This window comes from Embleya sp. L77, assembly GCF_055557415.1.
Map to the genome: position 1 here is coordinate 2521189 of NZ_CM145709.1, position 24077 is coordinate 2545265.

At 71.2% G+C, this 24077-nt stretch carries 17 protein-coding genes and 2 riboswitches; of the genes, 7 read left to right on the forward strand and 10 right to left on the reverse strand.

The window, feature by feature from the left end; translation table 11 throughout:
* Positions 1-39: 39 nt before the first annotated feature.
* Positions 40-1695 carry a M23 family metallopeptidase gene (locus ACZOOI_RS10345; protein WP_465280421.1) on the forward strand — a complete coding sequence of 552 codons (1656 nt, stop codon included), beginning with the start codon at positions 40-42 and terminating at the stop codon, positions 1693-1695.
* Between the two features lie 70 nt (positions 1696-1765).
* Positions 1766-2683 (forward strand): glutathione S-transferase family protein, encoded by a 918-nt coding sequence (locus tag ACZOOI_RS10350; protein ID WP_465280422.1) that lies wholly within the window; start codon positions 1766-1768, stop codon positions 2681-2683.
* 64 nt (positions 2684-2747) lie between these two features.
* On the opposite strand, the gene ACZOOI_RS10355 is transcribed toward ACZOOI_RS10350, so the two are convergent.
* Complete coding sequence (locus ACZOOI_RS10355; protein ID WP_465280423.1) at positions 2748-3305, reverse strand: hypothetical protein; 558 nt, start codon at positions 3303-3305, stop codon at positions 2748-2750.
* A gap of 64 nt (positions 3306-3369) precedes the next feature.
* Positions 3370-4656, reverse strand: a complete 1287-nt coding sequence (locus tag ACZOOI_RS10360) for a PspC domain-containing protein (RefSeq protein WP_465280424.1) — start codon at positions 4654-4656, stop codon at positions 3370-3372.
* A gap of 133 nt (positions 4657-4789) precedes the next feature.
* Between ACZOOI_RS10360 and ACZOOI_RS10365 the strand changes: the two genes are divergently transcribed.
* Complete coding sequence (locus ACZOOI_RS10365; RefSeq protein WP_465280425.1) at positions 4790-6052, forward strand: ATP-binding protein; 1263 nt, start codon at positions 4790-4792, stop codon at positions 6050-6052.
* Positions 6049-6729, forward strand: a complete 681-nt coding sequence (locus tag ACZOOI_RS10370) for a LuxR C-terminal-related transcriptional regulator (RefSeq protein WP_465280426.1) — start codon at positions 6049-6051, stop codon at positions 6727-6729. Before ACZOOI_RS10365 ends, ACZOOI_RS10370 begins: the two co-directional genes overlap by 4 nt.
* A gap of 111 nt (positions 6730-6840) precedes the next feature.
* Here the strand turns inward: ACZOOI_RS10370 and ACZOOI_RS10375 are convergent, their stop codons facing one another.
* Positions 6841-7962, reverse strand: coding sequence for a C40 family peptidase (locus tag ACZOOI_RS10375; protein ID WP_465280427.1), 1122 nt, complete (start codon positions 7960-7962; stop codon positions 6841-6843).
* A gap of 9 nt (positions 7963-7971) precedes the next feature.
* Positions 7972-8101, reverse strand: a riboswitch (cyclic di-AMP (ydaO/yuaA leader).
* Between the two features lie 348 nt (positions 8102-8449).
* Here ACZOOI_RS10375 and ACZOOI_RS10380 point away from each other — a divergent pair.
* Complete coding sequence (locus ACZOOI_RS10380; RefSeq protein WP_465280428.1) at positions 8450-8806, forward strand: hypothetical protein; 357 nt, start codon at positions 8450-8452, stop codon at positions 8804-8806.
* Positions 8807-8971: 165 nt separating this feature from the next.
* Here the strand turns inward: ACZOOI_RS10380 and ACZOOI_RS10385 are convergent, their stop codons facing one another.
* Complete coding sequence (locus ACZOOI_RS10385; RefSeq protein WP_465280429.1) at positions 8972-10054, reverse strand: C40 family peptidase; 1083 nt, start codon at positions 10052-10054, stop codon at positions 8972-8974.
* Between the two features lie 9 nt (positions 10055-10063).
* Positions 10064-10199, reverse strand: a riboswitch (cyclic di-AMP (ydaO/yuaA leader).
* Positions 10200-10651: 452 nt separating this feature from the next.
* Positions 10652-11371: a PIG-L deacetylase family protein gene (locus ACZOOI_RS10390; protein WP_465280430.1), complete on the reverse strand. Its 720-nt coding sequence runs from the start codon at positions 11369-11371 to the stop codon at positions 10652-10654.
* Positions 11372-11492: 121 nt separating this feature from the next.
* Here ACZOOI_RS10390 and pcrA point away from each other — a divergent pair, with 121 nt between their 5' ends.
* Positions 11493-14009: a DNA helicase PcrA gene (pcrA, locus tag ACZOOI_RS10395; protein WP_465280431.1), complete on the forward strand. Its 2517-nt coding sequence runs from the start codon at positions 11493-11495 to the stop codon at positions 14007-14009.
* A 105-nt stretch (positions 14010-14114) separates the two neighbouring features.
* Here pcrA and ACZOOI_RS10400 read toward each other — a convergent pair whose 3' ends face one another.
* Together ACZOOI_RS10400 and guaA are read right to left on the reverse strand one after the other, a co-directional pair.
* Positions 14115-15311: a hypothetical protein gene (locus tag ACZOOI_RS10400; protein ID WP_465280432.1), complete on the reverse strand. Its 1197-nt coding sequence runs from the start codon at positions 15309-15311 to the stop codon at positions 14115-14117.
* Between the two features lie 303 nt (positions 15312-15614).
* Positions 15615-17204 (reverse strand): glutamine-hydrolyzing GMP synthase, encoded by a 1590-nt coding sequence (gene guaA / locus ACZOOI_RS10405; RefSeq protein ID WP_391585354.1) that lies wholly within the window; start codon positions 17202-17204, stop codon positions 15615-15617.
* 289 nt (positions 17205-17493) lie between these two features.
* Here guaA and ACZOOI_RS10410 point away from each other — a divergent pair, with 289 nt between their 5' ends.
* Complete coding sequence (locus tag ACZOOI_RS10410) at positions 17494-17778, forward strand: chorismate mutase (protein WP_465280433.1); 285 nt, start codon at positions 17494-17496, stop codon at positions 17776-17778.
* A 1016-nt stretch (positions 17779-18794) separates the two neighbouring features.
* On the opposite strand, the gene ACZOOI_RS10415 is transcribed toward ACZOOI_RS10410, so the two are convergent.
* The 3 genes from ACZOOI_RS10415 to ACZOOI_RS10425 all read right to left on the reverse strand — a co-directional run bounded on the left by ACZOOI_RS10415 (position 18795) and on the right by ACZOOI_RS10425 (position 23998).
* Positions 18795-20375 (reverse strand): succinic semialdehyde dehydrogenase, encoded by a 1581-nt coding sequence (locus ACZOOI_RS10415; RefSeq protein WP_465280434.1) that lies wholly within the window; start codon positions 20373-20375, stop codon positions 18795-18797.
* 185 nt (positions 20376-20560) lie between these two features.
* Positions 20561-21946 carry a dihydrolipoyl dehydrogenase family protein gene (locus ACZOOI_RS10420; protein WP_465280435.1) on the reverse strand — a complete coding sequence of 462 codons (1386 nt, stop codon included), beginning with the start codon at positions 21944-21946 and terminating at the stop codon, positions 20561-20563.
* Positions 21947-22147: 201 nt separating this feature from the next.
* Positions 22148-23998, reverse strand: coding sequence for a serine/threonine-protein kinase (locus ACZOOI_RS10425; RefSeq protein WP_465280436.1), 1851 nt, complete (start codon positions 23996-23998; stop codon positions 22148-22150).
* Between the last annotated feature and the right edge of the window lie 79 nt (positions 23999-24077).

The window sequence follows — 24077 nt, forward strand, 5'->3', positions numbered from 1 at the left end:
GTCCGATTCCGACCAGCCCCCGAGACGAAGGCGACGTAGGTGACGGACGTTCGCTATCCGAGCGAGGATCAGCAGGGTCGCTACGTCCCGGACGCCGAGGGTGCGTACTCCCCTTACGGCCCGTCCGGTTCGACGCAGGGCGGCTATGACCAGGGGTACGGACCGGTAGCCGGTTACGACGCGAACGCGTATGCGACCGGTTCCGGCTACCAGGCGGTCGACTCATCGGGCGGTTGGGGCGTGCCGACCCCGACGTACGACGGGTACGACACGAGCGGGACCTACGCCGCCGTCGACTACGCCTCCTCGAACCAGGCCCCCGTCGGCTACGACGCGCCGGGCTACGACTCCGTGGCCTACGGCTCCTCGGGCCACGACGCCTCCGGGTACCAACCCGCCTACGACTCCTCGGGATACACCGCGGTCCCGGCCTACGACGCGTACGACAGCGGTGCGCACACCGCGGTCACGGGCGATTACGACACCGGCACCGGCTACGACGCCACCGGCACGTACGGCTACGCGGCGGTGGCCGACAGCGGCGCGTACGACGCCTACGGCACCGGCACGCAGACCCGGAGCTGGGCGGGCACCGACACCGCGGTGCAGACCGCGCCGGCCACGCCGTACGTCGACCCGTCCTGGGACGGCGGCTCGAACACCGGTATGTGGTACGCCGCTTCGGACACCGCCGCGTGGGAATCCGACACCTGGTTCTCCCCCGTGCCGGCGCGCGACGACGCCGACATGTGGTCCGGTGGCAACCGCTCGACGACGGACCTGTTCGACGACGGCGCGACCCGCGCGCCGGTCGAGCCCGCGTTCGATCCCGGTGACCATGACGACAGCGTGCCGGCCCCGACCGACAACGGGGCCGAGCCGGACGACGCACGGGTCGAGCCGGCCGTACGGGTCGAGCGGGTCGAGCGGCGGGAGAAGCCGGCCAAGGACGCGAAGCCGAAGGAAACCGCCGACAAGGCCCGGATCAAGCGCAAACGCGCCTTCCCGCTGACCGCCGGCGCACCGCTCGCGGTGATGGGCGCGGCCGCGATGGCCGTCGCCGCGGTCGGCGGCCTGCACACCGCGGGCGCCGAGACCAAGGACGCGGATCCGGTGGCGGGCGGCGAGGACCTGCCGCTGATGTCGCCGATGGACAAGCAGTTGATGGACCTTCAGGTCGGCGCCGAGGACTTCGCCGAGCGCGCCAGCCGGGCGCAGACCCGGATCTCGCTCCAGGAGCGCCAGGAAGAGACACAACGGGCCCAGGAAGTCGAGCGCAAGCGCCGGGAGTCCCTCAGGCCCAAGTACGTGCTTCCGGTCGCTCAGCGCGGCCTCAGCGCCTATTTCGGCTCGTCCGGCTCCCGCTGGGCACACACGCACACCGGCATCGACTTCCCGGTCGACCTGAACACGCCGGTGGTCGCGGTGATGGACGGCGTGGTCCGCACCCAGTTCAACACCGCCTACGGCAACATGGTGATCCTGACCGGCAAGGACGGCACCGAAACCTGGTACTGCCACCTGACCCGGGCCAAGGTCCGCTCCGGCCCGGTCAAGGCGGGCGACGTGATCGCCTACAGCGGCGACACCGGCAACAGCACCGGCCCGCACCTGCACTTCGAGGTCCGCCCGGGCGGCGGCGCCCCGATCAACCCCCTCCCCTGGCTCCGAGCAAACGGCCTGGACCCGACCTGACGGCGGGCGCATCGGGCCGGTGTCGGATCGGAGGCCCCCGATCCGGGGCTCGGCGATCTACCGTGGACGCATGACCACTTCCGATGCGCAGTTCACGGCCGAGTCGGGCAAGGGCGGAGAGTTCGTCCGGCAGGCCAATCGGTTCACCGGGCGTCCCGAGCCGGAGGCCGGGCGGTATCGGCTCGTCGTGTCGTTGGCGTGTCCGTGGGCGCATCGGGCGGTGATCGTGCGGCGTCTGCTCGGGCTGGAGGAGGCGCTCGGGTTGTCGATCGTGGATCCGATCCGGGACGAGTCCGGGTGGCGGTTCAGCAATCACCCCGACGGGCGCGATCCGGCCACCGGCCTGGCATTCCTGGCCGACGCCTATCGGGCCAGTGACCCGACCTACAGCGGCCGGGTGACGGTGCCTGCGATCATCGACCTGCACTCCGGCCACGTCGTCACCAACGACTATCCGCAGATCACCCTCGACCTCTCCACCCGCTGGACCGCGCTGCACCGGGCCGGCGCGCCGGACCTGTACCCGGAGCGGCTGCGCGCCGAGATCGACGCGATCAACGCGGACGTGTTCCGGGACGTGAACAACGGCGTGTACCGCTGCGGGTTCGCCACCACGCAGGAGGCGTACGAGGCCGCGTTCGACGCGCTGTTCGCCCGTCTGGACGCGCTGGAGGAGCGGCTGGCCGGGCAGCGCTACCTGGTCGGCGACACGATCACCGAGGCGGACATCCGGCTGTTCACCACGCTGGTCCGGTTCGACGCGGTCTACCACGGCCACTTCAAGACCAACCTGCGCAAGCTGACCGAGTACCCGGTCCTGTGGGCCTACGCCCGCGACCTGTTCCAGACCGAAGGCTTCGGCGACACCGTCGACTTCGACCACATCAAGCGGCACTACTACGTCACGCACGACCGGATCAATCCGACCGGCATCGTGCCCAAGGGGCCGGACCCGGCGCTGTGGCACACGCCGCACGGGCGCGGCTGAGCGAGCACGACACGGAGCGGGGGTGGGCCGACGGCCCACCCCCGCTCCGTGCGTCGCCCGGCGGCTACTTGGTCAGGTCCACGGTCGGCGGCCCCGGGTCCTCCGGGCGCTCGTCCTCGACCACCGGGGCGGGCACGACGCGGTCCTCGGCCTCGCCCACCCGGTCGGCTTCGACCACCGGGTCGGCGACGACGCCGTCCTCGGCCTCGACCGCCGCAACCGCGTACGGCTCGTCCCCGGCCGCACCCGGCGCACCCGGGTGGGTTTCGTCTTCGCCCCCGCCCGACGCGCCCGGACGGGGCTGGTCCTCGCCCGCCGCACCGCCGCCCGGGTACGACTCGACCACGGCCTCCCCCGCCGCATAGGGCGCGGTCGGCGCGAACGTGGTCGCGGACGCCGACCGACCCGTCGCCGCCGGCGCGGGTCCACGCAACGGCAACATCGCCCACAGCGCTCCCGCGAGGCCGGCCACGCCCACGCCGATCGCCGCGGTGGCCAGTGTCCACTCGGGGCGCACCGTCAGCGTGCCGGACGCGCGCAGCAGGTAGGCGATCGCGATGCCGGCGAAGACTGTGCCCGCGATCAGCGCCATCGGGTCGAAGCGGTACCTGTTCAGCCTCATCGGGAATCGCCCTCCATTCGGGTCACGGTCGTCCGCCGGGTCGTTCGGGTGTCGATCGACGCGCTCATCGCGGTTCCCGCCCGTCGTCCCCGTCCAGCACCTCGACCTCGCCGACGCCGACCTTCAGGTCGAGCGTGATCGTGCCGCGGCCGGGCCCGACCTGCGGGGCGGTGGTCTCGACGCGCTCCGGCCGGTAGCCGTCGTCCCGGCCGGTCGGCGTGCGCACCTGACCGAGGTCGACGCCGCCCTTGAACACCACCGTGACGTCGTCCGGCACCCAGACCTGGATCTGTCCGGCGCCGATCCGGGCCTTCACCGTCGCGCTGCCGCCCGGCCCGAGGTCGAGCCGGCGCAGGTCGATGTCCATCGCGCCCATGCCCAGGTGGTACGAGGCCGGCAGCGCGGCGACCGTGGTGGGCCGGTAGGTGCGCTCGCCCGACGGACCGGTCAACGGCACGCTGATCGCGGTGATCGCGGCCAGCATCGCGGTGAGGGCGAGCGCGGGCAGGATCAGCAACCGCGCCCGGCCGAACCAGCTGCCCGCGAGCAGACCCAGGCCCACGATGCCGAGCAGGATCGCAAGCGCGACGGTGAACGTCACGTCCACGGCGCCGGTGTGGTCGAGCACCCACAGCAGACCGCCCGCCATCGTGGCCACCGACAGCGTGGCCAGGGACACGTACGAGCGCGGACGCCTGGACCGCTGCGGCGCCGGCGGCGGCACGGGCCGGTCCTCGCCCCCGGGCGCCGCCGCACCGGCACCCGGCACCTGCCACCACATCGGCGGCCCGGGCACCGTCGCGCCGTCCGGCCGGACGTCCGCCTGGGCCGGTGCCGCCGCCATCGCCGCAGCTCCGGCCGCGCCGACGGCGGCCTGCTGCTTCTTCTTCGTGTCGGACCACACCATGAACAGCACCACGGCGGTGATCATCAACAACGGGACGGACCGGCCGAAGCCCGAGTCCAGGTAGGTGAAGAACAAGGCGACCCCCATGACGGCGACCACGGTGGCTGCCGATGCCCCGTAGTCGAACTTCCCGGAGAGGATTCGACGCAGCATCGGCTGCTCCTCCCCGCGGGCCGGGATCAACAGCCAGCCCAGGCTGTACACCAGTACGCCCACCCCGCCGAAGAGCGAGAGCACCGCGAACACGATGCGGAAGATCACGGGGTCGAGGCCGAAGTGTTCGCCGAGGCCGCCGCACACGCCCGAGACCATCCGGTCCTCGGTGCTGCGCAGCAGTGGGGGGCGAATCGTCGTCGTGGGCGCCGCGGACGACCCCGCAGGGCCGCCCGGGGCGCCGCCGGCCCGGTCGCCGGCCGAGATACCGGGTTTCATGTCGTCGTTCATGGGTCCATCGTGGCGCCCGCGGAGCCCGCTTCCCATCGGGCTCCGCCCTGGCGCACCCCTGGTTCGACCCTGAGGACGAATCAGGGTCGGGCCCTGATGCGTACGCGCTTGCGGGCGTGTGACGATCGGTCGTGTGACCGCCGTCTACCCCCCGCCCGCCGCGCCCGTCCGGCCCGCGCCACCGATTCCCCGGCTCCGCCGCGCCTCCTCCCACCGGCTCGCCGGCGGCGTCGCGCGCGGCCTGGCCGAGCACCTCGGCGTCGAGGTGCTGCTGCTGCGGATCGCCTTCGTCGCGCTGGCCTTCTTCGCGGGAATGGGGATCGCGCTCTACGCGGCGTTCTGGGTGTTCGTACCGCAGGGCGGCGCGGCTCCCGCGCCGGCCGTGCGCGAACGCGGGCGGGAACGGCACCAGGCGCTCGCGATGATCATCGTGCTGATCGCGGCGACCATGCTCACCGGCGTGGGCGCGACCACGAGCGGGACCAAGGTCGGCGACTGGATCTGGCCGCTGCTGGTGGCCGGTCCCGGTGTGATCCTGCTGTGGCGTCAGGCCGACGAGTCGCAGCGCAACCGGTGGTTCTCGCTCGACGGCCGCAGCCGGGTGGCCGGCGCGCTGCGCACCGTCGTCGGCGCCCTGCTGGTACTGGCCGGCCTGGTGTTCTTCTCGTTCGGCCGGGGCGGCATCGGCGACGCGCTGGCGGCGATGCGCGGGGCCGGGCTGCTCCTGGTCGGCCTGCTGGTCATCTTCGGCCCGTATCTGCTCCGGCAGACCCGCGAACTGGGCGTCGAGCGCCGGGCCCGGATCCGGGCCCAGGAGCGGGCCGAGGTGGCCGCGCACGTGCACGACTCGGTGCTGCACACGCTGACCCTGATCCAGCGCCACGTCGAGGACCCGCGCGAGGTGGCCCGGTTGGCCCGCGCCCAGGAGCGCGAGCTGCGCGCGTGGTTGTACCGCCCCGACGGCGAGGAGCCGGATCGCACCTTCGCCGCCGCCCTGCGCTCGACCGCAGCCGAGGTCGAGGACGCGCACGGGGTGTCGATCGAGGTGGTGTGCGTGGGCGATTGCCCGGTGGACGACAAGCTGGCCGCGCTGGTGGCCGCCGCCCGCGAGGCGATGGTCAACGCGGCGAAGTACGCGGGCGGAGCGGCGATCGCGGTGTTCGGCGAGGCCGACGAGGACACGGTCACGGTCTTCGTCCGCGACCGCGGACCCGGTTTCGACCCGGAGACGGTGCCCGCCGACCGGCTGGGTGTGCGAGAGTCCGTGATCGGGCGCATGCGCCGCAACGGGGGCGCCGCGCACATCCGCAGCGAACCCGGTGAGGGCACCGAGGTCGAGCTGGAGATGCGCCGCGCCGACGCCGGCCGGGCCGCTGTGGGAAGGACGAACACGTGAACGCCACCGAGAGCAGCACGGAGCATCCCGAGGGGACGGCCGCCCGTACCCGGGTGGTCCTGGTCGACGACCACCGGATGTTCCGGACCGGCGTGCGCGCCGAGATCGGCGAGGCGGTCGAGGTGGTCGGCGAGGCCGACGACGTCGCGAGCGCGGTGGCGGTGGTCACCGAGACCCGCCCCGAGGTGGTGCTCCTGGACGTGCACCTGCCCGGTGGCGGCGGGGTCGAGGTGCTGCGCCAGTGCGCGTCGCTGATCCCGGCCGTGCGCTTCCTCGCGTTGTCGGTGTCGGACGCCGCCGAGGACGTGATCGGGGTGATCCGCGGCGGGGCCCGGGGCTACGTGACCAAGTCGATCACCGGCGACGAGCTGATCCGGGCGATCGGCCGGGTCGGCGAGGGCGACGCGGTGTTCTCGCCGCGCCTGGCGGGCTTCGTGCTGGACGCGTTCGCGGCCACCGATGTGCCGCCGATCGACGAGGATCTGGATCGACTCACCCAGCGCGAGCGTGAGGTGCTGCGGCTGATCGCACGCGGCTACGCGTACAAGGAGATCGCCCGGCGCCTGGTCATCTCGGTCAAGACCGTGGAGACCCATGTGTCCGCCGTACTGCGCAAGTTGCAGTTGTCCAACCGGCACGAGCTGACCCGCTGGGCGACCGACCGGCGACTGGTCTGACCCCGGTCGCGCGCAGGGCACGCAGGCAGAGCACGCAACGACGACAGCGCCCTCCTCCGGAACGGGTCCGGAAGAGGGCGCTGTCGAGGTCTCCAGGCGCGACCGATGGATTTAACCGGGTCGAACGGCCGCGTAGAACGGCATCGAGCCCACCGGTGCGTAGGTCACGTTCTTGCCCGGCCGCGGGGCGTGCACGATCTGCCCGCCGCCGACGTAGATGCCCACGTGTGAGTTGTCCGGGTAGTAGAACACCAGGTCGCCCGGCTGGAGCGCGTCCTTGGAGATCCGCGGGCCGTCGTTGACCTGGGTCCAGGTGGTGCGGGTCAGCTTGACGTTCGCGGCCTTCCACGACGCCATGGTCAGGCCCGAGCAGTCGTAGGAGTCGGGGCCCACGGCCCGAGGCGAGTACGGCTTGCCGATCTGGGCCTTCGCGAACGCGACCGCGGCCGCGGCCCGGCCGGACACGGGGACGTTGGTCGCCGGCGGCGGTGTGTCCGGCTTGTCCCGCGAACTGCGGTCGTTGCCGGCCCGCGTCGGGTCCGTGTTGCCCGTGTCGCCCGTGTTGCCCGTGTTGCCGATGTGCTCGTCGGAGTCGAGCACTTCCTTCTTCTGCTGCTCGGTAAGGGTGTTCAGCAGCCGCTGGGCCTCGGCGAGCTTGGCCTGGATCTCGGTCTTGTTCTTGTTCAGCTCGGTCCGCAGCTTCTCCAGCTCGGCGAGCTGCGAGGAGGCCTCGGTGCGGTCCTGCTGGAGAACCCGGGCCTGCGCCGCGATCTGCTTCAGCTTGGCGGCCTGCTGACCGTCGAGCTGGGACATCATCTGCGACTTCTGCAGGAAGCCCTCGGGGTCGCCGCTGAGCGCGAGCGACAACGACGGCGGCAGGCCGCCGCTGCGGTACTGATTCGCCGCCAGGACACCGATCTGGTCACGCAGAGCGTTCAGAGCGGCTTGTTCCTCGGTGATCCGGGCCTGCGTCTGGTTCGCGGTGCCCTGCTGCTTGGTGATCTGCTCCTCGACGCCGTTGGCGGCGTCGGTGGCCTTGATCACGTCACGGTGCAGCTGGTTGACGCGTTCCTTGGTCTGCTGGAACGACTGCGCGGGGTCCGCGCTCGCGGTGCCGGCAAAGGTCATCACGCCGGTCATCGTCGCGGCGGCCGTGACCACGGTCGCTGCGGTACGCACGGCGGTGCGCGGCTTGGGCTTGCGGTGCTGCCCGGGTCGACGTTGGGACGCCACTGGTGGCGAGTCTCCTTCCTCGGCCGCCTACCGGGTTAGCTGACGGGTTCGGGCGGAAGAAGGCGCCCTACGGTGCCGAGGCACCGATTCACCCCAGGGACTGCGAGGGTCCCCGGTTCCGGCTTCGCATCACAATGACCGCGGTCACCCACTGTCACCGAAATACGTCCCCGAATTCGGCGGAGGCGATCGTGTCGACCGGGTGGCCGACGTCGAGCCGATCGCCTGTCGCAGAACACTAGTCACAGAAGTATCACGATCATCACCACCAACCTTCGCATTGCCAAATCTTTACCAATATCGCCGTTTCCTTTTCCGTGTATCACGGGATAGGCGTCCGAATTCCCGAAAGTCGGTCTTGTTCCGATTTGATGACCATTGATCGCGTATAACCCGTCGGAGAGCAAGCGACCCGCGCCGGCTAGGCTGCCGGGCAACAATCGCGGCGTCCCGGTGCCGCGCGACGGTCGACGAGGAGTTGTACGACGTGGACGTTCTGCGGCAGATCCTGCTGGTCCTGCACATCGTGGGCATCGCGTCCCTGCTCGGTGGCTTCCTCACCCAGACATCCGCGCTGCGCACCGGCGACGGGCGGATCGTGCCCGCGATGACGCACGGCGCGCTGACCATGCTGGTCACCGGCCTGGCCCTGGTCGGCGTGGTCCAGGCGGGTCTGGACAAGGACGTGGACAACGCCAAGATCGGCACCAAGCTGGTCATTCTGCTGGCCATCCTGCTGCTGGTCTGGGGCAACCGCGCCGCGGACCGGGTGTCCTCCAAAGTGCTCGGCGCGATCGGCCTGCTGACCGTGGCGAACATCGCCATCGCGGTCATGTGGACCTGAGACCCCGCCGACTCCGCCCACCGTCGGCACGAGCCGACCCGCCGAGGCGAGCGACCGCAGGTGGGTGGTCCGAGCGACCGCCGCACCCGACACACACGACGGCGCCCTCCACGCGGAACGAATCCGCGGGAGGGCGCCGTTGAGGTTTTCGGGCGGCCGGTGGATTTACCCGGGTCGAATCGCCGCGTAGAACGGCATCGAGTCGAGCGGCGCCTCGGTCACGGTCTTGCCGGGACGCGGGGCGTGGATGATCTTGCCGCCGCCGATGTAGAGGCCCACGTGCCGGTTGTCCGAGTAGAAGAACACCAGGTCGCCCGGCTGGAGCGAGCCCTTGGCGATCCGTGGACCGTCGTTGACCTGGGTCCAGGTGGTGCGGGTCAACCTGACGCCTGCGGCCTTCCACGACGCCTGGGTCAGCCCCGAGCAGTCGTAGGAGCTGGGCCCCTCGGCGCCCGACACGTACGCCTTGCCGATCTGGGCCCGCGCGAACGCGATCGCGGCCGCGGCCCGGCCGGACGCGGGGACGTTGGTCGCCGGCGGCGTGTCCTCCTTGTCCCGCGAGCTGCGGTCGTTGCCGCGCGTGGTGTCGCCCTCGTGCTCGTCCGAGTCGAGGACTTCCTTCTTCTGCTGCTCGGTGAGCGTGTTCAGCAGCCGCTGAGCCTCGGCGAGCTTGGCCTGGATCTCGGTCTTGTTCTTGTTCAGCTCGGTCCGCAGCTTCTCCAGCTCGGCCAGCTGCGAGGAGGCCTCGGTGCGGTCCTGCTGGAGAACCCGGGCCTGCGCCGCGATCTGCTTCAGCTTGGCGGCCTGCTGACCGTCGAGCTGGGACATCATCTGCGACTTCTGCAGGTAACCCTCGGGGTCGCCGCTGAGCGCCAGTGACAACGACGGCGGCAGGCCGCCGCTGCGGTACTGGTTCGCCGCCAGGACACCGATCTGGTCACGCAGAGCGTTCAGCGCGACCTGTTCCTCGGTGACGCGAGCCTGCGTCTGGTTCGCGGTGACCTGCTTCTTTTCCAGCTGATCTTCGACGCCGTTGGCGACGTCGGTGACCTTGACCACGTCACTGTGCAGCTGGTTGACCTGCTGCTTGACCTGCTCGAAGGATGCGGCGGGGTCCGCGCTCGCGGTGCCGGCAAAGGTCATCACGCCGGTCATCGTCGCGGCGGCCGTCACTACGGTCGCTGCGGTACGCGCGGCGGTGCGCGGCTTGGGCTTGCGGTGCTGCCCGGGTCGACGTTGGGACGCCACTGGTGGCGAGTCTCCTTCCTCGGCCGCCTACCGGGTTAGCTGACGGGTTCGGGCGGAAGAAGGCGCCCTACGGTGCCGGAGCACCGATTCACCCCAGGGACTGCAAGGGTCCCCGGTTCCGGCTTCGCATCGTCAACGATGGTTACCCACCGTCACCTGAACGCGTCCCCGAATTCGGCGGAGGTGATCGTGTCGACCGGGTGGCCGACGTCGAGCCGATCGCCTGTCGCAGAACACTAGTCACAGGCGTGTCAGGACCATCATCATCAGCCGCCGCATTGCCAAAACTTTACCGAAACCACCGTTTCCTTCTCCGCGTATCACGGGAAAAGCGCGCGGATTCCCGAAAGTCGATCTTGGGGAGATTTGCCAGCAATTATTCGTATGTGACCTGTCCGAGTAGTCCCGGACAAGGACACGGACAACGCCAGGATCGACGTCAACCGGTCATTCTGCTGTCGGTCCGAGGCGGGCCGCCGCGGCACGGGTGTCCCGAGGATGCTCGGCGCACTCGGCCTGTCGACCGCGCCGAACCTCGCCGTCGCGCTCATCTGGACCCGAGACCCCGCCAAGCCCGGGGAACCCAGCCGACCCGCCCTAACGGGTGTCGATCACCCGGAACACCTCGGCCATCCGTCCCGCGCCCAAGCCGAACCGCTCGGCATTGCGGGTGAGCATCGTCGTGACCTCCGCACGCAGCCCGGACAGATGGCTCGTCTGACTCGCGTGCGACAGCAGGGCCGCCATCTTGCGCTCGAACACCGCACTCACCTCGACCGCGTGGTCCGGCGCCGGTGTCGGCGACAACCACGTCTCCGGCACGGTCCACTCCTTCAGCCCCTCCACGTCCAGCAGCTCGGGGTGCGCGAACGGGTTCCGGGCGTCCGGATAGATCGCCCGCATCGCCGCCTCGCCCGCCTCCAGATGATCCGGGTGACTGGGCGCGAGCCGGGCCCAGTCCCGCTCCGGACTCGGGATCACCATGCGCTGCGGACGCACCTGCCGGATCACCCGGGTGATGTCGCGCCGCAGCTCGAAGGTCGCGGCCAGCCGCCCGTCCGGGTAACCGAGCCAGTACAGCTGCCGCACTCCCACGTGCGCCGCCGCCGCGCTCTGCTCGGCCCGCCGGATCCCGCCGATCTCGGATCGCGGCACCGCCGGGTCAAAGCCGCCCGCGTCCCCGTCGGTGACCAGGCAATAGCTCACCTCGATGCCGGCCTCGGTCCAGGTCGCCACCGTCCCCGCCGCCCCGTAGTCGATGTCGTCCGGATGCGCGGCCAGCACCAGGACCCGCTCCACGTCGCGATCGTCCAGCACGATGTACTCCCTTGGTCCGATCGATCCGACGGCGGGACAACCCGTCGCCGGCGCCATGATCTCCGCTCCGTACAAAGGGCCGAGCACGACTCGCTTGTTACCCACCTAGACTCGGGGAACGATGAGCAGCCTCTTCGACGACATCCCCCTGCCCGGTTTCGAGACCGCGGCCAAGAAGTCCCCCACGGGCCCCGCGGACGACATCCCGCTGCCGCCCGAGCCGGACGACAACCACGTGTACGGCCTGCCGGAGGACTATCCGGACGACCTGTACGAGGGGCAGTACGCGCCGCCCCCCGAACCGCGCGACGCCTACTACCGCAACGGCGCCCCGCGCCCGGTCGTGGATCCGGCGCGGCTGCTCGACGGGATGAACCCGCAACAACGCGCCGCGGTCGTGCACGAAGGGTCCCCGCTGCTCATCGTGGCCGGCGCGGGCTCCGGCAAGACCCGCGTGCTGACCCATCGGATCGCCCACCTGCTCGCGGCCCGCGGTGCGCATCCCGGCGAGATCCTGGCGATCACCTTCACCAACAAGGCCGCCGCCGAGATGCGCGAGCGGGTCGAGGCGTTGGTCGGGCCGCGTACCAAGGCCATGTGGGTGTCCACGTTCCACTCGGCGTGCGTGCGCATCCTGCGGCAGCAGTACAAGAAACTCGGCATGAGCTCGTCGTTCTCGATCTACGACTCGGCCGATCAGCAGCGGCTGATGGCGATGGTCTGTCGCGACCTGGACCTGGACCCGAAGAAGTTCCCGCCGCGCAAGTTCAACGCGCAGGTCTCCAACCTCAAGAACGAGCTGATCGATCACGAGGACTTCGCCGCGAAGGCGATCAACGAGACCGAGCGCATACTGGCGCAGGCGTACACCATGTACCAGGAGCGGCTGCGCCAGGCCAACGCCCTGGACTTCGACGACCTGATCATGACCACGGTGCACCTGCTCCAGGCGTTCCCGGACGTCGCGGAGCACTACCGGCGGCGCTTTCGGCACGTGCTGGTCGACGAGTACCAGGACACCAACCACGCGCAGTACATGCTCGTCCGTGAGCTGGTCGGCGGCGCGGCGGGCAGCGGTCCGCGGCGCACGATCGACGGCGACCTGGTCAACCCGGCCGAGGCCGGTCTCGCCGAGATCGAACCGGCCGAGTTGTGCGTGGTGGGTGACGCGGACCAGTCGATCTACGCGTTCCGCGGCGCGACCATCCGCAACATCCTCGACTTCGAGGCCGATTACCCGAACGCCAAGACCATCCTGCTGGAGCAGAACTACCGCTCCACGCAGACCATCCTGAGCGCGGCCAACGCGGTGATCGAGCGCAACAGCAACCGGCGCGCGAAGAACCTGTGGACGGACGCCGGCGCGGGCACCCCGATCGTCGGCTACGTCGCGGACGACGAGCACGACGAGGCCCAGTTCGTCGCGGACGAGGTGGACCGGCTCACCGACGCGGGCAAGACCAGGCCGGGGCAGGTCGCGGTGTTCTACCGGACCAACGCCCAGTCCCGGGTGTTCGAGGAAGTCTTCATCCGGGTCGGGCTGCCGTACAAGGTCGTCGGCGGCGTGCGCTTCTACGAGCGCCGCGAGGTCCGCGACGTGCTCGCCTACCTGCGACTGCTGGCCAACCCGGACGACACGGTCTCGCTGCGGCGGATCCTGAACGTGCCCAAGCGCGGCATCGGGGATCGGGCCGAGGCGTGCCTGGACGTGCTCGCCGCCCGCGACCGGGTCCCGTTCGCCCAGGCGCTGCGTCGCGCGGAGGACGCGCCGGGCCTGGCCAAGCGTTCCGCCAACGCGGTCAAGGGCTTCGTCCAGCTGTTGGACGACCTCACCGCGGTCGTGGACGGCGGCGCGGGTCCGGCCACCGTGCTGGAGGCGATCCTGGAACAGACCGGCTACCTGGCCGAGTTGCAGGCGTCCAGCGATCCGCAGGACGAGACCCGAATCGAGAACCTCCAGGAACTCGCGGCGGTTGCACTGGAGTTCGAACAGGCCCAGGCCCAGGAGGGCGGCGGCGGCACGCTGGCCGACTTCCTGGAGCGGGTCTCCCTGGTGGCGGACTCCGACCAGATCCCCACCGATGGCGACGACGGCGGTGTGGTCACGTTGATGACCCTGCACACCGCCAAGGGCCTGGAGTTCCCCACGGTGTTCCTGACCGGCCTGGAGGACGGCGTCTTCCCGCACATGCGCTCGCTGGGCGACGCGAAGGAGTTGGAGGAGGAGCGCCGGCTCGCCTATGTCGGCATCACCCGCGCCCGTGAGCGGCTCTACGTCACGCTCGCGAAGATGCGCAGCGCGTGGGGCGCGCCGTCGTACAACCCGCCGTCGCGCTTCCTGGGCGAGTTGCCCGAGAAGCTGGTCGACTGGCGCGGCACGTCCCCGTCGGCGGCCAAGGCGCTGTCCGCGACCAAGTCGACCGTCGGCTCGCGCGGCGGCTTCGGCAAGGGCGCGCAGATCAAGGAACGGCCGATCGTCGCGCTGTCCCCCGGCGACCGGGTCACCCACGACAAGTTCGGCCTGGGCACGGTGGTCTCCACCGCCGAGGCCGGCGACAAGGCCAAGGCCACGATCGACTTCGGCGCCGGCGGCGAGAAGACCCTGCTGCTGCGGTACGCGCCGGTGCAGAAGTTGTAGCGGCGAGACCCCGTCGAATGCGCGTGCGGGCCGGGCCGATGCACTCGGCCCGGCCCGCACGCGCATCCGGTCGGCACGAAACCGGGCCTGCCCGGTCCGGCGGATTCAGGCCGTGATCTGGATCTCGTAGGGCGCCGATTCCACCCCGGATGCCGAGACCACGCACAGCTCCACCCGACCGGGCTCGACGTCGACCGGGACCGGGACGACCACGCACGCGTCGGACGGGTTGGCGAAGCCGATGTCGGCCGGAATCAGCGGGACGTGTACGTGCACCGCGCCGAACTTGACCACCACCCGCGCGAGCAGGTCCGCCTCGTGCGAGCCGCCCGCGGCGAGGTTGATCCCGCGCACCTCGATGTCGTCGCCCTGGCGGACGGCGGAGTCCAGGTCGCCGCGGGAGCGGACGCGGACCACGGACAGGATCACCGGGCGGTCGTTCTCCGCCAGCTTGCCCGCGAGGTAGGTGACCACCGAGACCACGGCGAGCGCGACCAGCGTGGCCGGGATGTCCGGGAGCCGGTCCGGGTCGCGGGCCAGGCCGACCACCACGAAGCCCACCGCGACCAGGTTGACCAGGACGTACTGCGCGTCCACGAAGGAGGCCCGGCCCGCGTCGTCGGTGACCAGGTCGCGCAGCGAGGCCTGGTCGGCGCGCAGCTTCTGCAGCACCCGCCGGCCGACCTTGTCGCCGACGATGCGCCGGACCGCGACCGCGGCCAGCAGCGGCGCGGCCACCAGGGTGATCTGGTCCAGGGCGACGTTGCCGAGTCGATCCAGCAGTCGGTCCCGCTCGCCGTCCCCGGAGGCCGAGGCGAGCCGCATGCCCAGGAAGGCGAAGCAGTACATCAGCGCCACCATCCACAGCGCCGCGACCGCCTTGGAGGTGGACAGGCGGCCGTCCAGGCCGCGTACGGGCGCGAACACGCCACCGCTCGTCCGGGCGGCCCACCCGACCACGCTGAGCGCTCCCGCCACCACCACGGCGGCCACGATCCCGGCGGTGCGCGCGCCGGTCCAACCGGCGCCGATCGCGGTGAGCGCCTGGACCAGGACCAGCACGGCGACCAGGAGCCACAGCACGATCAGCGCGCGCCCGCCCAGCACTTGCAGCCACGCCCGCCCCTGGGCCCGGCGTGCGGCGGCCAACTCCTGGGCCTTGCCGCGCAGTTCGTCGGAGATCCACTGGCGTGCGCCGCCGTCGGAGTGGGCGACGGCCGAGGGCACGCCCTCCTTGCGGGCCAGGGCCCGCCTCAGCGTCTCGAAATCGGCGACGGTCCTGCGGTATTCCTCCCGGACCACGCAATGACAGTCCGGTCCGTGCACACCGACACCGTGCGCCACTTCGCCACGCCCTCCCCACCACCACATACGAACGAGCTCGTTCAGCGGCACATTGTGCCGCATCCGAGGGGGGTCGCACGGGCCCGGTCGAGGGATCGCACGGTTTGTCGATCGAACACCTGATGCGGCGTCAACCCCGGTGCCGCACAAGGCGTCCCGCCGGCTCCTCGGCAGGGTCTCGGCGAACCCCGCGAACGCCGCCGGCCCCTGCCCGGGATCGGGCGGGGGCCGGCGGCGAACACGTGCGATCCGACGGTGGGACTACTCCCACTCGATGGTGCCCGGGGGCTTGCTGGTGACGTCCAGCGTGACCCGATTGATCTCCCGGACCTCGTTGGTGATCCGGTTGGAGATCCGGGCCAGCAGGTCGTAGGGCAGGCGCGACCAGTCGGCCGTCATGGCGTCCTCGGAGGACACCGGGCGCAACACGATCGGATGACCGTAGGTGCGGCCGTCACCCTGCACACCCACCGAGCGCACGTCCGCGAGCAGCACGACCGGGCACTGCCAGATCTCCCGGTCCATGCCCGCGCGGGACAACTCCTCACGAGCGATCGCGTCCGCCTCGCGCAGGATCTCCAGCCGGTCGGCGGTGACCTCGCCGATGATCCGGATGCCCAACCCCGGGCCCGGGAACGGCTGGCGCCAGACGATCTCGGACGGCAGGCCCAGTTGCTCGCCGACCGCGCGCACCTCGTCCTTGAACAGCTTGCGCAGCGGCTCGATCAGCTTGAACTGCAGGTCCTCGGGCAGTCCGCCGACGTTGTGGTGCGACTTGATGTTCGCGGTGCCGGTGCCGCCGCCGGACTCCACCACGTCCGGGTACAGCGTGCCCTGGACCAGGAACTCGACCTCTTCGCCGTGCGCGCCGGCCTCGGCGACCACCTCGGCCGCGGCCTGCTCGAACACCCGGATGAACTCGCGCCCGATGATCTTGCGCTTCTCCTCGGGGTCGGTGACCCCGGCGAGCGCGGTCAGGAACCGCTCCTGCGCGTTCACCACCTTGAGCGAGACGCCGGTGGCCGCGACGTAGTCGCGCTCGACCTGCTCGGGCTCGTCCTTGCGCAGCAGACCGTGGTCCACGAACACGCAGGTGAGCTTGTCCCCGACCGCGCGCTGCACCAGCGCCGCGGCGACCGCGGAGTCCACCCCGCCGGACAGACCGCAGATCACGTGCTTGTCGCCGACCTGCTCGCGGATCAGCTCGATCTGCTCCTCGACGATGTTGACCATCGTCCAGTTCGCCGCGAGCCCGGCGCCCACCTTCAGGAAGCGCTCCAGGATGGCCTGGCCGTGCTCGCTGTGCATCACCTCGGGGTGGTACTGCACGCCGTACAGCCGCGCCCGGTCGTTCTCGATCGCGGCGACCGGCGCACCCGCGCTGGTCGCGGTGACCGCGAAGCCGGCCGGCGCACCGGAGACCGAGTCGCCGTGCGACATCCACACCGACAGGTCCGCGGGCAGCCCGTCGAACAACGTGCTCGTCGTGCCGGTCACCGTCAGCGGCGTCGCGCCGAACTCGGCGAGACCGGTCTTCTCGACCACGCCGCCCAGACCCTGCGCCATGGCCTGGAAGCCGTAACAGATCCCGAGCACCGGGACGCCGGCCTCGAACAGCGCCGGGTCGATGCTGGGCGCCTCGTCCGCGTACACCGAGGAGGGGCCGCCGGACAGGATGATCGCGGCCGGCCGCTTCGCGAGCATGTCCGCCACGGGCATGCTGTGCGGCACGATCTCGCTGTACACGCGCGCCTCGCGCACCCGGCGGGCGATGAGCTGGGCGTACTGGGCACCGAAGTCGACGACGAGGACGGTCTCGGTGCCGCCCCCGTCCGGGCTGGCAAAGGTCACGAGGGGCCTTCCGGCGAAGCGAAAAAAGGGGTGGATGCCGATTCTACCGGCGTCGCGCGGGTGACCCCGGCTGGTGTCCGCGCCGGCGGGTTCGGCATACTGGCGCCATGTCCTCGTTCGACGTGACGCGCAGCTTTAGCTATGGCACCGGGATCCCCGGCGCCACCGTCACCGCCTGAACGAGCACAGCCACAGGCAGACGAAGACGCCCCGGGTCCGTACCCGGGGCGTCTTCGCGTTTCCCTTCGGCGCCCCGGAGCACGGACCCCCTCCGGAGAGCAGGCCATCGATGAAAGACACCACCACGAACCCGCAGACCCCCGACGACGTGATCGGCGCCGGCCGGGCCCGCATCGACGATCTCGACCGACGGATCATCGCGCTGATCACCGAGCGGGTGGACACCTCCGCGGAGATCCAGCGGGTCCGCGTCGCGTCCGGCGGCGCGCGCGTGCAGTTGACCCGCGAGATGGAGGTCATCGCCCGCTACCGCGAGGGGTTGGGCAAGCCCGGGACGACCGTGGCGCTGACGCTTCTGGAGCTGTGTCGCGGCCGGGTCCGCCCCCAGGCGTAACCTCACCGCGTCGGCGGTCGTTGTGACTGATGGCCGGCCCGCTTGATGCGCGGGCCGGGCAACGCAAGGCCGCCGACGCGATGAGGCGCGCTCAACCAGTGCGCCGTGGGACCTCGCGTTGGTGTCGTGACCGGGACGCAGGGGACAGCAACCGGTCACAACCCCGCCGGCGGCCGGTGTCGAGGACGCTCGACACCGGCCGCCGCGCCTTGGGCCGATCCGTGGATCGCCCCCGAACGCACCGACCTCCGACGTGCCTCATTCCCCGCGAAGCGGATCTTTCACGCCATTGCCGCCGGCAGCGCCAAGAGTAGCGGGATTCCCGCCCCGCATCGGCGGTTCCGCCGAACCGCGAACCCGAGCCAAAGGCGTCCGGTTAGCGCAAATGATGATCATTAACCGGTCGATAAATGTCACTTTGTCCCGACTTGGCATCACCCACTTCACCCCCGCCCACGGCCCGGAATTCACCCTTCCGCACCCCCACGCCCCGCGAGCCGCCCCCCACGCCCCCAAACACCGAACCGCCCACAACACAAGCACCCGACCCCAAGGAAACGCCCAGCCTGGCACGACGCAACGGGCCGACCCGTGACCCCCAGCGGACAGACACCCGGGCACGAAACAGCCTGCCGACCGTGACTCCCAAGGTGGCGTACGCACGTCCGGGTTGCCTGTCCCCTGCGGGCCACGGTTGGGGCGGCGACTCCGCACCCGGGTGCTTGGGCGGCCGCTCGCGTCGGGGTGCCTGTCCCCTTCGGGGCCACGGGTGGACGGCTGCTCCGCACCGGGCTGCTTGGCCCCTACGGGGCCCGAAACAGCCATCCGACCGTGGCCCCGTAGGGGCCAGGCACCCCGGCGCGGAGCAGCCGTCCGACCGTGGCCCCGAAGGGGACAGGCACCCCCGCCCCTGGCCACGAGGCCCCGGTCCGCCCACCCCCGCCCGAAATCCGCAACCCTCCCACCTCACGCAACGGGCGGGTGGGCGGGCACAAAACCCCACCCCAAGCGAAGCGCTACCGCACCCCGAGCACCTTCATCACCCGCAGCGACAGGGTCAGCGACCGCGCCCACTGTTCGTCGCTCATCCCGAACGGCGCCGCGATCGGCAACAGCCGCTGGGTCGCAACGGTCTGTGCCTCGGTGAACTTCATGATGCCCTCGGCGCCGTGCCGCCGACCGAGCCCGGAGTCGCCCATGCCACCCATCGGCGCACCCGCACTGCCGTAGGCCGCCGCGTAGCCCTCGTTGACGTTCACCGTGCCCGCACGCAGCCGCCGCGCGAGCGCGCCGCCGTGTCGGGTGTTCCGCGTCCACACGCTCGCGTTGAGCCCGTACGCGGTCTCGTTCGCGCGGGTGACGACCTCTTCCTCCTCGGTGAACCGGTACACCGACACCACCGGGCCGAACGTCTCCTCGGCGCAGACCGCCATCTCGGGCGTGACGTCCGCGAGCACCGTCGGCTCGTAGAACAGCGGCCCCAGGTCCGGTCGCGCGGTGCCGCCGATCAGCACTCGCGCACCCGCCGCCCGGGCCTCGTCCACATGGCGCGTGACCGCCTGCAGCTGGCGGCGCGAGACCAGCGAGCCCATGTCGGTGTCCCACGCGTAGCCGGCCGCGAGCCGCATGGTCTGGATCCGGGCCAGGAAGCGGTCCAGGAACGCGTCGTGGATGTCGGCGTGCACGTACATCCGCTCGATCGAGATGCACAGTTGGCCGGCCGAGGAGAAGCACGCGCGCACCGCGCCCTCCGCGGCCCGGTCCAGATCAGCGTCCGCCAGCACGATCATCGCGTTCTTGCCGCCCAGTTCCAGCGACGCGCCGACCAGGCGGGCGGCGGCCCGCTGGGCCACCTCGCGGCCGGTGCGGGTGGAGCCGGTGAAGCCGACGTAGTCCGCGCCCTCGACCACCGCGGTGCCGACCACCGGGCCGTCGCCGAGCACGATCTGCCACAGGTCCTCGGGCAGGCCACACTCGATCAGCACGTCCTGGGCCCACAGCGCGGTCAGCGCGGTCTGCGTGTCCGGCTTCATCACCACCGCGTTGCCCGCGATGAACGCCGGAATCGCGTCGCCGATGGACAGCGCCAGCGGGTAGTTCCACGGCGAGACCAGGCCGACCACGCCTTTGGGGTGCCGCACCTCGATCGCCTTCGTCAGCACCGGCAGTGCCCCGGCGCGACGGCGCTCGCGCAGATAGCCCACGGCCCGCCGGCCGTAGTGCCGCGAGCACAGCGCGACGTCCAGGACCTCCTCGAACGCGTGCTTGCGCGCCTTGCCGGTCTCGGTCTGGATGATGTCCAGGATCTCCGACTGACGCTCCAGGACCCTGTCGTGGAAGCGCAGGAACACCGCCGTCCGCTCACGCACGGAACGTTTGGCCCACGCGGTCTGCGCGAGCCGCGCGCGGGCGAACGCGGAGGTGACGTTCTCCGGCGTGGACTCGGGAAGCTCGGCGATCGGCGACCCGTCGAACGGACTCCTGGTGGTCACCATGGTCGGCACGGGGCCGGTCACCACGCGCCGGGCGAGCCGCTCGACGGGCAGGCTCGGCAGGTCGATGGGTGCTGCTGCTGCGGGCGCTGCGATGTCCGTCATGGCGCCAGCGTAGACAGCACTACTTTCCGGTAACAAGAACCGCCCGTTTCCGGTAGCAAGGACCGCCTGTTTCCGGCTACAAGGACCTCCCGCTTCCGGTAGCAAAGGCCGCCTGTTTCCGGCTACAAGGACGCCCGCTTCCGGTAACAAGGACCCGCCGAAAGCCCCCGCCCGCCCCGCCGTGCTCAGTCCGTGGCGAGATCCGCCAGCGCCGATTCGATCGTGCGGTGGTAGGTCGGATACGCGTACATCATGTCCCGCAGCGTGGCCACCGGGACCGCCGCGCGCACGGCCACCACGAGCGCGCCCAGGATCTCGCCGCCGGCCGGACCCGCGGCGGTCGCGCCGACGAGCACACCCCGGTCGACGTCCTCGATCACCTTCACGAAACCCCGCGCACCGGTGATGTGCCCGCGTGAGGAGGCGGCCAGATCGGCGATGCCGACCCGCACGGTGAGGCCGGCGGCCCGGGCCTGATGCTCCGTCAGGCCCACCGCGCCGATCTCCGGGTCGACGAACGTCACCCGCGGCAGCGCGCTGTGGTCCGCGTCGGGACCCGCCGCACCGCGGCCGGTCTTGTGCAGGATCGCCTTGGTCACGATGGCCGACTGGTACATCGCCACGTGGGTGAACGCCCCCTGTCCGGTGACGTCGCCGACCGCCCAGACCGCCGGCGGCTCGCCACCGGGCCGCACCCGCAACTGCCCGTCCACCGGCAGCGCGTGCGCGTGCGGGTCGACGCCGAGCGCCTCGGCGCCGAGGGCGACCAGGTCCACCCGGCGGCCGGTGGCCACGAGCAGCTTCTCCGCCTCGATCGTGCGCCCGTCGGACAGCGAGAGCGTGAACATCTTGCCGTCGTGCGCGACCTGCTCGGCCCGCACCCCCAGGTGGATCCGCACGCCGTCCTCGGTCAGCGCCCACGCGGCCAGGTCCGAGGATTCGGGATCCTCGACGGCCAGCACCCGGTCGCCGTTCTCCACGATCGTCACGTCCGTGCCGAACCGGACGAACACCTGGGCCAGTTCCAGACCGATCGCGCCGCCGCCGAGCACCGCGAGCGAACGCGGTGCCGCATCCGCCTCGATCGCCTCGCGATTGGTCCACAGCGGGGTGTCCGCCAGGCCCTCGATCGGCGGGACGAACGCCTTCGTGCCGGTGCCGACCACGATCGCGTGCCGGGCCCGGAAGCGCCGCACGACGCCGTCGGCGCCGGTCGCCTCGACCGTGTCCACGTCGGTGATCCGGCCGGCGCCGCGCACGAATGTCATGCCCTTGTCCACGAGCCGGTCCACGGCGGCCTGGTCATTCCAGTCGGCGGTGAGCTCGCGCACCCGCGCGGCGACCTTCGACCAGTCCGGCCGCGCCTCGAACCGGGCCAGATCGGCCGCGTGCACCATCGCCTTGGACGGGATGCAGCCCCAGTACGGACACTCGCCGCCGACCAGGCCGTCCTCGATGCCCACGACCTCCAGCCCGGCCTCGGCCAGGTTGCCGGCGACGGCCTCCCCGCCGACGCCGAGACCGAGCACGATCACGTCGACGTCGATGGGGTCGGGGAACTGCGGGCTCACGGGTACCTCCGGGTGGGTCGGGTAGTTCGCACGGTACCCCGCCGGATCCGATGATTCGGCGATCGGCGCCGCGCGCGGGATGCCGGCGACCGTCCGATTCCGCCGATCTCCCGTCCGGGTCGATCCATCAATCCCGTCCACCGCTCGTGCGGATCGCCGGCTCGGGTCCGCCGGCAGGCCGCTCGGTCTGCCGGAAACGGCTCAGTTCTGCTGGAAGTAGCTCGCGACGTTCTGGAACGCCTCGTGGGCCTTGGTCCAGTCGGTCTCGTACGACGCGACATAGATCGCGTAGTCGGTGTTCTTGTCGGTGACGATGCCCAGGTCCATCGCGTGCGCCGGCTTCTTGGTGCCGGTGGCGAGCGGGTCGCCGGTCCAGGTGAACTCCCAGACCGCCGCCTGCCAGCCCGGCCGATATCCGGCGTAGTCCTTGAGCTGGATCTGGTTGTAGCTCGTCGAGTAGACGGACTTGAAGTTCTTCTCGTTGGTGCGGAAGTTGGCGAGCGGGTTCCCGCCGACCTTGGTCAGGCCGATCCGGATCAACACCTTGCCGTCGGCGGTGCGGTAGTCGATCTGGTCCTTCTCCACCCCGGTCACCTCACGCTTGGCGCCGGTCGGCACGAACAGGCTGAAGCCCATCTGGTCCCTGGTCCACACATAGCCCGGCAGTGCGGCCGGCGCGGCCGTGCCGCCGCTCGAACTGCCCGGCGACGGCGGCTGGGCCGGCGGCACCACGGACGCGCCGGTGGACGTGGTGGGGCCGGACGACTGGCCCGGCGGGATCGGCGCGCCCGTCTGCGGCGCGGTCGGATTCGCGGCCGTGTCGTCCTTGCCGTCGTCCTTGGTGACCAGGATCCCCACCACGACCCCGCCCACGATCAGCGCGACCACGAGCGCCACGACCGCGACGACGCGACCGGTGTCGCGGCGACGGGGTTCGGGCACCGGACGATACGGCTCCGGCGGGGTCTGCGGCGGATGCGGCGGCGCGCCGGCCATCGAGGCGGTGCGGGTCGCCGACGCTCCCGCGTCGGCGGGCGAATACCCCGGCTGCGACCACGCGCTGGGAGGGGTGTTGCCGCCCGGGTGCTGGGCCGCGCCACTCTCGGATCCCGGCTGCGCGTGCTGGTGCGGGTCGTACGCCCCGGCCAGCGTGGTCGGCTGCTCCGGCGCCCCGAGGCTGTGCGTGGGCGGCGGCGGTACCGCGTCGAACTGCCGGGACGGCGTCGAGGCGGCCACCTCGCGCAGGATCCGGGCCCCCTCCTCGGCGCCCATCCGCTGGTCCGGGTCCTTGATCAGCCAGCCGTCGATCACCGCTTCGAGCGCGCCCGCGTGCCGGGGCGGATCGGCCTGGTCGGTCAGGATCGCGTTCAACGTGCTGATCATCGTGCCCCGGCGGAACGGGTTCCGGCCCTCCACCGCCATGTAGAGCACGACCGCCAACGACCAAAGGTCGGCGGCGAGCAACGGCCGTCTGCCCTCGGCCCGTTCGGGCGCCAGGAAGTCCGGTGAGCCGACCAGCATGCCGGTCGTGGTGAGCGTGGCGGTGCCGGTCGCGGTGGCGATGCCGAAGTCGGTGAGCACCACCCGCCCGTGCGTGGTGACCAGGATGTTCGCGGGCTTGACGTCGCGGTGCACCACGCCCTTCGCGTCGGCGGCGAGCAGCGCGTCGAGCACCTTGAGACCGAGTTCGGCGGCATCCGCCGGGGTCAGCGTGCCCTGGGTCTCCAAAATCTCGGCGAGCGACTGGGCCTCGACCAGCTCCATCACGATCCACGGGATGCCGCCGTCCTCGACCACGTCGTGGATGGTGATCACGTTGGGGTGACCGATCCGGGCGGCCGCGCGCGCCTCGCGCAGCGTGCGCTCGCGGGCGAGTTCCTTCTCCTCGTCGTCGAGGTGGTCCGGCAGCCGCAACTCCTTGATCGCGACGTCTCGGTGCAGCATCTCGTCGACGGCACGCCACACCGTGCCCATGCCGCCTCGGCCGAGCATGGTGCCCAACCGGTAGCGCCCGCCGACGATCCGGCCGCGCGTGCCCCCGGTCTGTGCCACTTACCCTCCCCGCGTCAACCGACTGTCCCGCCGGCCATCTCCAGACTAGAACCCGTCACATTAGATGCGACGGCCCCGG